Source organism: Candidatus Levibacter sp. Uisw_134_01, assembly GCF_047717795.1.
Lineage (GTDB): Bacteria > Pseudomonadota > Alphaproteobacteria > Puniceispirillales > Marisalimonadaceae > Marisalimonas.
Genome location: NZ_CP159808.1, coordinates 862,937 through 875,376 on the forward strand (window position 1 = coordinate 862,937; position 12,440 = coordinate 875,376).

Annotated in this window: 7 protein-coding genes; 3 read left to right on the forward strand and 4 right to left on the reverse strand. The window is 30.0% G+C overall.

Translation table 11 applies throughout. The features are described 5' to 3' along the window. Positions 1-9: 9 nt before the first annotated feature. From ABXT66_RS04610 to ABXT66_RS04620, 3 genes are read right to left on the reverse strand one after another with little or no spacing between them, the layout of a single operon-like run. Complete coding sequence (locus tag ABXT66_RS04610; RefSeq protein WP_443644485.1) at positions 10-618, reverse strand: hypothetical protein; 609 nt, start codon at positions 616-618, stop codon at positions 10-12. Continuing rightward, a complete protein-coding gene (locus ABXT66_RS04615; RefSeq protein ID WP_443644486.1) occupies positions 618-1,523 on the reverse strand; it encodes a hypothetical protein in 906 nt (301 codons plus the stop codon). The genes ABXT66_RS04610 and ABXT66_RS04615 overlap by 1 nt, the downstream gene beginning before the upstream one ends. Beyond that, positions 1,447-2,997, reverse strand: a complete 1,551-nt coding sequence (locus tag ABXT66_RS04620; protein ID WP_443644487.1) for a trypsin-like peptidase domain-containing protein — start codon at positions 2,995-2,997, stop codon at positions 1,447-1,449. The genes ABXT66_RS04615 and ABXT66_RS04620 overlap by 77 nt, the downstream gene beginning before the upstream one ends. Positions 2,998-3,001: 4 nt before the next feature. On the opposite strand from ABXT66_RS04620, the gene ABXT66_RS04625 reads away from it, so the two are divergent. Continuing rightward, positions 3,002-4,300, forward strand: a complete 1,299-nt coding sequence (locus tag ABXT66_RS04625; protein ID WP_443644488.1) for a hypothetical protein — start codon at positions 3,002-3,004, stop codon at positions 4,298-4,300. Positions 4,301-4,417: 117 nt separating this feature from the next. Here ABXT66_RS04625 and ABXT66_RS04630 read toward each other — a convergent pair whose 3' ends face one another. Continuing rightward, positions 4,418-5,767, reverse strand: coding sequence for a hypothetical protein (locus ABXT66_RS04630; protein ID WP_443644489.1), 1,350 nt, complete (start codon positions 5,765-5,767; stop codon positions 4,418-4,420). Positions 5,768-5,850: 83 nt separating this feature from the next. Here ABXT66_RS04630 and ABXT66_RS04635 point away from each other — a divergent pair, with 83 nt between their 5' ends. Together ABXT66_RS04635 and ABXT66_RS04640 are read left to right on the forward strand one after the other, a co-directional pair. After that, complete coding sequence (locus tag ABXT66_RS04635; RefSeq protein WP_443644490.1) at positions 5,851-9,441, forward strand: tetratricopeptide repeat protein; 3,591 nt, start codon at positions 5,851-5,853, stop codon at positions 9,439-9,441. A gap of 119 nt (positions 9,442-9,560) precedes the next feature. Further along, the gene (locus ABXT66_RS04640; protein WP_443644491.1) at positions 9,561-12,434 is read left to right on the forward strand and encodes an FtsK/SpoIIIE domain-containing protein; all 2,874 of its coding nucleotides are present in this window, start codon (positions 9,561-9,563) and stop codon (positions 12,432-12,434) included. Positions 12,435-12,440 lie beyond the last annotated feature (6 nt).

Here is a 12,440-nt window from a genome sequence, read left to right on the forward strand (position 1 = left end):
ATATAAAACTTAATTTTGCTTTCTTTTATTTATTTCTGCCTCTAAATCTGCCATTGCTTTATCAGCATTTTTTTGAGTGCTTAAAACCTCATTTTTCTGAATTTGGTTTAAAAGAGCTTGATTTGCTTTACCAATAGGGAATTCTAGTAGTACAAAAAATTGATATTTATTAGCTCTACTAAAGGCTTTAGTTTTGGTTTGTTTATAACCAATTAATTTAGCTTCAGCGCTAACGTTTTTTATTACTTCTTCAAAAGCACTTTGTACTTGTTCATTAGTACCAGTTCCAATCGCCTTAGCATAACCGTCCGTTTTCGCACTTATATCACTATCTAAGCTGTCAGCTAATTGTCGTTTAGCATCTAAAATGGCTTTGCTCCTCGCAATATTCATGCTAGCCGATTCACCAGCACCACAAGCAGCAAGAGCAAAGTCACTTACAGGTACATTGAGACACCAATCAGGTATATCATCAACAGTATCAGCAACTTTATCTTCAACTTTTTTTATCTCTTCTTGACGTAGTTTTAAGGTAGCCTCAGGCGAACCTATTTTTGGACCACAAGAGCTTAAAATTAAGATTAATAAACCTGATAATATAGCAATAATATTTTTCATTAATTTTTCCTTAAAATTGAATAACCTATATTTTTCATAAACCAGTTTGATTTTCCTATATCATCTAGCCTAATTGATAATTCTTTTATATCTATTTTATCCATTATTGCAAATTTCATTTTTGTTGCAAGCACAATTATGAATTCTTGTGTTTCATTTTTTTTAAAATTTTTAGGTAAAGAGAGATTAAAACCATATTTTTTATATTTCTCTTTGTTAGGAATAAAAAAACTTTCACTCAATAAGTTGTTCATGTCGTGTTTATTTGGATATAGTTTATGATAATTTTCTTTATCAACGCTTGGGTACCAGCCAAGAATAGTCACATATGCTTCTTTGGATAGTTTGCCATTAATAACGAAATTACTTCCTTCAAAAAAACGTTTTGTATCATCAACAAATTTTAGTTTATTTTTGTTATCTTTTTTAAATATTCCAATGTTTGCGTTAACAATAAATTCTTGATCATGATCACCATTATATTTAAAAACATCAGCATCAATTTTGACAATACAAAAATCTTCTTTTATTCCACCTCTTTTTTTTTCAAGAATAGCAAAGTCTTTTATGTATCCACCACTAATAGTATTAAATGTACTTTGATAAAGCTCACAATTTGCTTTATCTCCTGAATCAATACAAACTTCTATTTGATTAGAATTAAGTCTTTCCAAGCCAATTTTTCGAAGCGCATCATTCTTAGCTTCTCTTTCAGCTAAATCGCATGCTTCTTTTTTTGACGTATTTTCTCCCCAATATGACATGCCTTCACCTTTAACTATTTTTGCTTGAATTATTGATGGATATATAATTAAAAAAAGTAGGGCGCTATTGGCTAACAACAAATACAACAGATGGTCGCATATACTTGTATATTTCGGTTGCTTCATATTTTTTGTTATCATTGAAATTATCCTTTAAAGGTGATTTTAAAAAAGTTGAAATTACATTTCCTGAAATTCCAATATTTACGTCTTCTGGTATAAAGCCATCCTTATTTAAAACTTCTTTCTTATTTAATTTACCAACTGCTATACCTATAATCTGGCCATTATTATTAAAGATTGGCCCTCCACTATTTCCTTTATTCATCTTAGCTGTTATTTGAAATTCACCTGCAAGCTCTCCAAAGCCAGAGGCTTTGCTAACAATACCTTCTGAGATTGATGGGTTATATCTTCCTAATACAGATGACATTGGATATCCCATTAAATAAACTTTTTCACCAGGTATAGGATCCCTAATGTCATTAATTGATAAACTATGGTTTGATGGAAATGGTTTTTTTAGAATTAAAATGGCCATATCTTTATCTTTACTTTCAGGAATTTTTACACTTTCAACTTCTCTTACCTTTCCTACACCGTTTCGAACTACAATATAACTAGATCCACTTATGACGTGTTTATTTGTGATTATCCACTTACCGTTATTTATTATAACTCCACTTCCAGTAGATACAGGCTTGTTTTTATTTAAAAATATTTCTTCAGGTTTTGAGTTTGGTTTGATTATAACTCTTTTGTCTAATTTGACTTGGGGTTGAATAATTTTAGATTGTTTGTTTAGCTTAGGAGTTTTTATTAATTTATTTTTATTTATATTACTGTTTTTAGAATTTACTTTAGGTATGTTAGTCATATTTAACCAAACTTTAATTTGATCAGATCTTTTTATATTTCCTGATTTAATAAACATCTGAGACGCTTGTTTTCTTAAGTTAATTGCTTCTTTTATATTTCCTTCTACCCAGAATATTTTACCTAGCAAGTCAATTGTTGCGGCATCTGGTTTTTGATTCAACAAAGCTGTCAAAATAATTTTTTTTGCTTTGTTGAGTTTACCTTGTCTCATTTTTGAGCTTGCATAAACTCTTGCAGACACTTGAGAGTTAGGACTAGCCAAAATAGCTTGCTTAAAATATTTTTCAGATTTCTCTATTTGTCCAAAATCTAAATAGACTTGTCCAAGAGCTAATTTAGCTTGAACTAAATCATTGTTTCTTTCTAAGGCTTTTTCGGCATATTTTTGAGCATCAGTTAAATTTCCAAGTTTTAATGAAGATAACGACATGCCGGCGTAAGCTCGGTCGTCAGTTGAGGTTGATGTGAATATTGCTTTTTCAAAAAAAGTAAAGGCTTTTGCAGGTTGTTCTAAAGTTAAATAAATTTTTCCAATTAAAATTTGACTTCTAGCGGATAGTTTTTCTTTACCTTTTTGAAATATTTTTAAATCTTCATATGCTTTATCAATATTTTCTTGCTCTATTAAATCATTTATAATTAAATACTGCTTTTCTGTTATTGCATATGTATTAATGCTAAAGCATATTATTATAAATAACGAAGATATTATGGTTAAAAATTTATTATTGGACATTTGAATGATCTTTAAATCAAATTATTATTATTATATTCAACTTTTATTATTATGTTTTTTACTAAGTTCTTGTCAAACACCAAAATATTCTAAAGTTACAAATATTACAGATACAAGTGATTTTCTTCCAGAAGTTCAATATACTATTTCAGAAAATTTTAATCCTAAAAAATTAAGCTGTATTGCAATAGGAAAAATTACAGATGCGTCAGAAGAAAGTGATTACAAGTCTTTAGACAAAGTTTTATTAATAAGGCATGCAATTTATGGACACTTGTCTCCTAAAAACTATCAGGACGTAGAGTTACATAAAGTTGCTTCAGTAATGAACTCTTCTTCGGATCATAATGTTATTTTAGATAGTTTAAATTGTGATGCACTTTTAGAAGGCACTATTACTGAGTTTAGAAACAATTTCTATGTTGCATTTTCGTCTACAAATGTTGGTTTAAGTTTATCTTTAAAAGATAAAAACAATAAAGTTTTATGGAAAGCTAGTCATACAGCTGTATCAAGAGCGGGTTCAATTCCTTTTTCGCCAATAGGTCTTGCCACAGGATTATTTTCAGCATCTAGTAATAGTGAAGACGAAGTTGCTTTTCAAATGATAGATACAGTAGTGAGACGTTTATTAAAAACTCTTCCTGAGACAAAAGATGTTGCAATAAAAGATCAATTAAAATTTGCAGTTATTCCAAATTCAAAATCATCACAAGTGTTAGTTAAAATAAATGAAAAAAAAGATGAAACGCCTGACGTTCTTTTTGCACAAGGTTATTACGGTAAAGCCATTGATAAAATCAATGTCTTATTACAGTCAAAACCTAATGATCATAAGATTTTGTTTTTAAAAGGTCGATCTCAATTAATGTTAAACCAGTTTGAAAATGCTTCATCCACTTTTTTAGATGCATTAGCTATAGAAAGTAAGAGCGATTACTTTAATGGTCTTGGGTTTGCATACTCTAAATTAAAACAGATAGATATGTCACTTGCTGCATATAATAAATCTATTTCTCTAGATAATAAAAATAGCTATGCATATTTTCACTCAGGCTTATTATTAGAAAATTCAGGTAATTTTAAAAAAGCATCTGAATATTTTTATTCATCAGGCACAAGTGCAATTCTTAAAAACGACTTTACTAGAGCCAATAATGCTAAAGATGCCTTAAAAAGATTATCCAAAAGTGATTTTTCTGTTAAAGAAAAGAGTGATAAATTAAATAAATTAATTAAAGATTTTACAGAAGATAAAGATAAAGATTTTAAATTATTGAAAGTTAAAACAAGTGGAGATTAAATTGATAAGACCAGTGATTAAATTTTCTATCGTTCTGTGTGCTTTATTTCTTATTCAAGGATGTGTTTCGATTTTTTAATTTTAACTTAAATATTTAAAAATATTTTTATATAAAATTTAGATTAAATGATTGTAAATATAATAATATACGTCCTTCATAGATAATAAATTTTCTTCAGGCACTTCATTTAAGATATCAAAATTTACTTTTACAGATTTTACAAGTGACTTATATTGAGTAAAGTCGCTACATAAATCTATTAAATAGAATTCAGGCTTTATTAATTCAAAATCATAATTTAAATTATTCTTTGATATTTTGATTAGTAAAGCACAAACAAGTTTGTTGCACTTTTTAACAAAATCAATAGGTAAGTCCTCAAAAGAATAATCTTTCTTAGGAAATGATATTTTTGTTATATTCTTCTTTTTTAGGAGTTCAACAAAGTTTTTCTTCGCAAGTTTATCAATGGGAAATGTTGTATCATCTCTGATTTTTATATTTTCTTTAATTAAATTTTTTTTATTTTCATATTTGTCAAAGTCTTCTTTGTTAAGTCCAATGACTTCAGTTGTAATAATGCAAAAATTATTCTTTACAAAGTTAAAAGGAAAGCTTGTAAGAAATTCAAAGATAGAATTTATATCAATTAATTTTATATTGTTTGTTATCCAGTCATTGATTTTCATTGTGGTAATTGTATCTAAACTATCATTTTCAGGAACATTAATTATTGCGTAAATGTAAACGCATATATCTGGAACACTTGTTCGTTTTTCTTGAGGTATTCTTTGTTCAATTTCTGGCGCTTCGCAGATAAAGCTTTGTAGTTTTATTTTTTCAAAACGGGCAAAAGTAATATCTGTTAGGGGTTCGTATGATTCAAGACTTTTTAATTGATCCTTTAATAATAAGTCTAGAAGTTTTGATATACCACCATTCCATTCGGTTGGTTGAGATTGAAATTTTTCATATTCTTTCTCAAAATTTGTTTTTACTGTTTTTTCCCATATAACTTTTTCATCTGAGTACAATAAACCTAATTCATTTTTTGAAAGCATGGTTACATATCGGTTACCAAAAGTTTCTATCCAATTATCTTTTTCTAAGGCTTGATCTAACCCAGTATCAAGGTATTTAAAAAATTCTTCTTTTGAAAAATTGTTAACTTGTTTTTTGCCTAAGCTATAAAAATAACTCTCATTTTTATTATATTTATACTCAAAAAAAATAATCCCTTCACTTTCTGATGTTTCTATTTGTACTTCAATGCCTGTAAGGTCAATATCTGAGTAAGAGGAATTCAAGAATTTTTTTAAATCTCTATAGCTTTGACCAGTTCCATTTGCGTCAATGTCTTTGTACATTTCAGTGATTTTCATAGGGTTCTTAAAAGAGTACAAAAATAGATTATTTATTTTATTTTCATTTTCCTTAATCCAAGATTTTAAATTATTAATGATCATATAATTATACCTATTGACGGATGAATCCTAATACTTAACATAAACAATATATTTTAATTTTACTAAAATAAACTACTAATATTATGGAAATATCAAACTGGTTAGAAGAAATAGGATTATCGCGTTATACTGAAACGCTTTCTGAATTTCCTTTAGAAGACTTAACTGAATTTACCGACGATGATTTTAAGGAATTAGGAGTTCTTACTCCTCACCGCAAAAAACTTCTTGCAGCCATAGCAACTCTTAATAATGATGCTTCATCAAATGATGTATCAACAACTTCTGACACCAACACATCATCTAGTTCTTTTTCTAATTTTATTAAAGATCTTCCTCAAGTTATAGCTATACCGCTTCACGAATACGCTGAAGAAGATCATCCAGGTATGAAACTTTGGGCAGCCTGTGATGCTATTGAACTCTTACTGAAGTTCTTGGTTATTATAGGTGCGGCTGATCGAAGGCAACATGGCGAACTAGATGATAAATTATTAAAAGATCTCTGGGGTAAGATTGAGATGCCTACGCTTGGTGCGTGGCTATCTATGGCGATATCTCTTGCGCAAACCAAAAGTAAACAGACACTTATGCTTCCTGAGATAGATAAGTATGTAAATGAAACCCTAAAAACATTACTCTATGGACCAGATAATCCGGGCACAGCCGACACCTCATTCCTCAAGCTTCGTAACCGTCTTGCACATGGAGGAGGCTTAACTAGAAAAGAAGCTGAGCGTTTAATTGGAATTTGGCAGGAACCTTTTGAAAAGACGATTGAGGCTTTAAGTTGGTTGTCAGATATTAATATCGTTGGCCTTGATGATAATGTTCCTATGGAACTTAAAGGAACATCACACAATCTAACGGCGGCACCTACTTTAGATGTGTCACGGTTTGAAGGTGATAGTGACGGAGTGTGGCTTGTAAGAGATAAAAACACTTTATCTCTCTGGCCTATGGCATTGTTTGGCTATCCTTCAGTATCAAATGCAAAAGGAAACGTTGATACAGGAGATGTAAACTCAACTCAAATATATGTTCGCAAAGACGTCGTTCAACTTCAATTTACGCCTCTAGGCGCAGAAGGCTTTAGCCACTCCGAAGCAGGTGTATCTGCTGTAGAAGCCTTCCAGTCTTTATTTAGTTTAAAACGTGCTAATCAAAAAGCATCAGAAAAGGCCTTTAAGATACAGGACTTTGGACGAGAGGTCCAAAAAGATGCCAATCAAATGGTAGGGCGCTTAGAAGAACAAGAGCATATAGAAAATAGCTTTAAAGATATAGAGCAGGGGATAGTATGGATTACAGGCCCTGCAGGAATAGGTAAGTCATTTTTAGTAGCACGACTAGCTCAAGATCTTATTGATAATAATACAGATGATAATAAGATTATCCTTCCTTATAGATTTAAATCTGGAGATGACGCACGTTGTAATAGAGATGCCTTTGCTAGCTTTGCCATTGAAAGACTAGTGGCAATGGGTGCATTGATTGACAATGTTAAGGTAGACGAAAAAGGGAAAGCCGAAGACCGCCTCAAATCCTGCCTGGATTATCTAAATAAAGATAAGAAAGTAATCTTTGTTTTAGATGGATTAGATGAGCTACTTTCGAGAGACGCTACCTTTGCTGAAGAGATACCTTTAGGCTTAGACTCAATGCGTATTACGTGGGTTTGCTCAGGTCGTCCTGAACCAGAACTTAAAAAAGCGTTTAGTAACTCTCGAGTTATTAACCCTTATCCTGATGGTCTTCCCGCCATGCAAACGCAAGACATAAGAAGTATGTTATTGGAACGTATTGGCTTGTTTAGGAATAAGCTTCTTGCTGGAGATAAAGAAAAAGGAGATGAGGTAGTTAATCCATTTATTGATCTTGTTGCGAAAAGAGCTGAAGGATTACCACTCTTTGTTAATTATGTGACCCAAGACGTACAACAGGGTAATTATCCACTAGACGGGACAGCCAATCTTCCAAAAGGACTTACAGCTTACCATGAAAAACTAATCGCAGGATTAGGTGTTGGTGCGTTACAAGCACTGCTAACCCCTCTTGTGGCCACACTAGCAATGGCAAATGAGCCCTTGGCTGAACAAGAAATAATTGCCTTTTTAAGATTAAGAGAAGAAATACCAGACGGAGAGGCTGGAGACAAACTAGTTGCAAAAGGACTAGCGGCTATAGCCAGTATGTTAAGACGTGCGCCTGATCCTGAAGGAGAAGATGGTTTTATGTTACACCATTTATCACTTCGAGAACATATTTTAACGACAGATACAATGAGCCACCATGTTGAAAAGTCTAGGAAGGCGTTTGCGAAAGCGGCTATGAGCCCTGATGATGAAGAGACTATATCGAATTATCTATACCGTACCGGTATAGATCATCTATTGAGCAATGATCAAGTTGATGATGCACGAGCAAAGCTGCTTGATATAGATTACTTAGGTAAGATGTTTAATCTTGGAAAACAAAATCTAGATATACTGCAATACTGGCTTAAAATAGGAGATGATGATCAGGGTCAAGGCTACATAGAGTCTGTAAATAAGTACTTGGAAAGAGACCTTAAAGAAGATGATATTGATGTGTTACAAAATTTCTTAAGTTTTTGTTTTTTAATGAGTTGGAGCACCGTAGGATTAAAAACTGGAGAATTAATATTAAAAGCAAGTGAAAAACTATTAGGGCCAGAACATCAGAAAACATTAAATATCAATAGTTATCAGGGAAGTTTATATTTTGATAAAGGAGATTACGAAAAAGCAGAAGCTTTATATAGACGCAGTGTAGAAGGCAATGAAGTTGCACTTGGCAAAGATCATCTTATGACACTTTCATCTATAGGAAACTTGGCAAAGGTTTTAAATGAAATTGGTGATTATGACCAAGCAGAAGAACTGTATAATAATATTATTTTTAAAGAAGAAAAAACTTTAGGCATTAATCATTATAACACTTTAGTAACAAAAAATAATTTGGGGATGGTATATTTTGATAAAGCAGATTACGAAAAAGCAGAAGCTTTATATAGACGCAATATAGAAGGCAGTGATGTTGCACTTGGCAAAGACCATCCTTTGACACTTTCATCTATAGGAAACTTGGCACTGGTTTTAGTTGCTATTGGTGATTATGACCAAGCAGAAGAACTGTATAATGATGTTCTTTTAAAAAATGAAAAAATATTAGGTCCTAATCATCCAACCACTTTGCTAACAGTAAGTAATTTGGGATCATTATATTATGATAAAGGAGAAGATACAAGAAATTATAACGAAGCAAAGGTTTATTATGAAAAAGCTGAGCAATTTTTTTTCAAAGCATGGGATGGATTTAAAAAAATATTATATCCTAACAAGCAATACCTGATGCAGACGACTGAGAATTTAGCTTCGGTATATACACAATTAGAAAACGATGATAAAGCCATCAAATATTATAAGATTTTAATAGAATTACAGGAAAATGAGTTAGGTGCTGATGCGTATAAAACTTTAGCATCAGTTAATACATTAGGTTTAACATATTTTTCTATTGGAGATTATCCTCAAGCAAAGATCTTGTTTGCACAAGCTGTTGAAGGCTATGAAAAAACACTAGGCAAAGAACATGCTGATACAGGTATGGCTCAAATAAATTTAATTGCAGCTGAAAATGAAATCAATTGATAAACTAAGCTTAATAAAATTATATGGTTGAAATATTTATTTTCCACTTAAATTTATTTTGACTGCAAACTTTTCTATAGTAAAATGAACTTGTTAAATATCATATTGAGTGTTGAGTAATGGATCAAAAAAAGCTTTTTATACCAGAAACATTTTCTGATGAAAATAATAACATTATCGACAATCCTAAGGTTAATATTAGCAGTTTTAATGTAAAGATAGGTGATATAATAAAAGAAGGTGATCTACTATGTAATCTAGATTTGATTGTGAAAGATATGTCCTTTATTTGTCCAATACATGCAGGCGATCACGATATAGGATATATTTCAGATATTTTATTTGAAGCGAATGAAACCGTGGACGCTGGATCAGCAATTTTAATAATTGCTTCACATAAACAAAAAATTGCAAAAAAATGGAAAGCTAAAGTTAATTCAAGCACAACTTTTGATTGGAAAAGTAATGACAAATTATATGAACACACTACATCTTTTCTAGAAAAACTAGATGATGATTTTAAAGAAATCCTAAAGAAAAAAGAAAATGAGCTTAAAGAAAACATTCATAAAGAGATATCAGATTTTAAAACAGCCCTTGGTTTACATTACAATTTTTTTGACCAGTTATTTGTTAATAATGAAATTGAAAATAAAAATATAAATGACACTTTTCCCCATAGCTTACCTTTAGGACATTTCAATCTTTCATTTAAAAGTCTTAAATACAAGTTACTTAACTTAATTGATTTTCCAACTGGAAATGTTGCGCTCACAACAGATAATGAAGATCAACTGCAGTTTTTACACGATTTAATTGTTCAAAGTATTTCAAGCGTTTTAATAAATATAAAGCCTAATTTAATCAAAATTAAGGGAGTTAGTTTTAAAGACTTTGGATATTCTCTAATGTCATTAACTAGTTACGATCAAAAATTTTTCAATGAAATAATTATTGATGAAAATTCTTTTGAAGATTTTTGTAAAGAGATAGAAAATAGAATAATTGAAGTTAGAAAAAAATGTTTAATATCATATGATACTCTTATAGAATTTAATAAAGATAATCCTGATAGAGCAGAGCCTTTTTATTTTATTTTTTGTTCAATAGATGATGATTTTCCAGAAGAATCTAAAGAAAGATTATTAAAATTTCTAAATTCTGAATCAATAGGTAAAGCAGGCATATATTTCTATGTAATTAGTTTAAATAATAAATTATTAGGAAATTCATATGATTTAAAAATATCAATAAATTCGATTAGTAAGTCAAAAAAAACCATCTTAAATCTATTTTCAAATAAGATTGATTTGTCCCATTTAGATAAATTAGACTTAAACTATAGCTTGCTCTCAAAAAAGACATTTTCCTCACTTGTAAATCTAATAAACAAAAAAGAAGATTTGATAATATTAGATCCATTGTTAGATGATAATAAATCTTGGTTTAAAGAAAATTCATCAAAAGGTATAAAAATTCCTATTGGTTATGCACCAGATAGTAATGTGGATTTTATAATTGGCCACAACACTACGAATTATAACGCGTTAATTGGAGGAGGTGTTGGCAGCGGAAAATCAGTTTTGTTACATAACTTAATTCTTGGAATTGCCACACGTTATGATGTTAATGAATGTCTTTTCCTTCTATTAGATTATAAAGAAGGTACAGAGTTTTTGCCTTATCAATCCCTTCCACATGCGCATGTCTTGTCAACTGAAAGTGATCCTGTTTTTGGATTGCGAACATTAGAGTATATAAATGATGAGATAACAAGAAGAGGGGTTCTTTTTAAAAAAGCAGGTGTAAGCAACATTACTAAATATAGAGATGAAACAAAAGAAACTATGCCTCGTTGGGTAGTTATAATTGATGAATTTCAGAGAATGTTTCAAGATCAATCAGTAATGTCACAAGTTGAAAAATTATTTGACGATCTAAATAGGAGGGGTAGAGCATTTGGTATTCATTTTGTGTTAGCAACACAAAGTATATATGACCTAAATATGACGCCAGCAACTTTATCTCAATTATCAATAAGGATTTGTCTTAAAATTTCGGAAATGGATGCAAGTAAAATTCTGCATGTAGATAATCTCATACCTGCAACTTTCGATAAACCAGGTAAGGCTATTTATAATAATAATATAGGATTAGTTGATTCAAATTTGCAGATGCAAGTTCCTTTTATTGATAGTACAAAAATCAAAAATACTATATTAGAAATTGCTAAGAAAAATAAAATTAAAACAGAAAATCATATTTCTAAAGGCCAGCAATTTGAAGTTTTTGACAGTTCTCTTATTGAAAATAAAAATTCTGTTACGGTTGGCAGTCTCCAAGATATTAAGAAAACATACTTTAATATAAATATTGACCCAAAAGCTTATTCTCCTTTGCTTATTCTAGGAAATGAAAAACAAAAATTAAAACTTTTATTTAATTCTTTTGTAAGGGATCACCTAATTAATAATAAAAACATAAATGTTTTATGTTTAGATTTTCACCCTCTGAATATGGATAACGTCTCTAGTAGTTTGCTAAAGAAAGATAAAATTTATAAATATAGCAATAATGAAAAGAATTTTTTTGAACATTTAATAGAGATAAATAAAAAGTCGTTAAATTCAAAAAAAATTAATTTATTATTAATATTAGGTCTAGATGAATCTCTATCTTTTAAAGAAAATATAACTGATGATATTGGTTCACAAACTGACAATAAAACTAAAGAAAACCTGTTAAAAATAATAAGAGAAAGATTATCTTTAAATATTATCCCTATAGTATTTTTAAGAAAACTGTCTAACTTTTCATCTGTATTTGATAGTCTTATTTATGAAAATAGTATTTCAAGCGATGTTTTTTCTAGACGTATTTACATGAATACTCCTCAAGAGTTTAATTACGATTATGGAAATCTGAGTAAACATAAAGTTTTTTACCACGATCTTGAAAAATCAACTCAACAAATTTTAACAATTTTTGAATAGGAGACT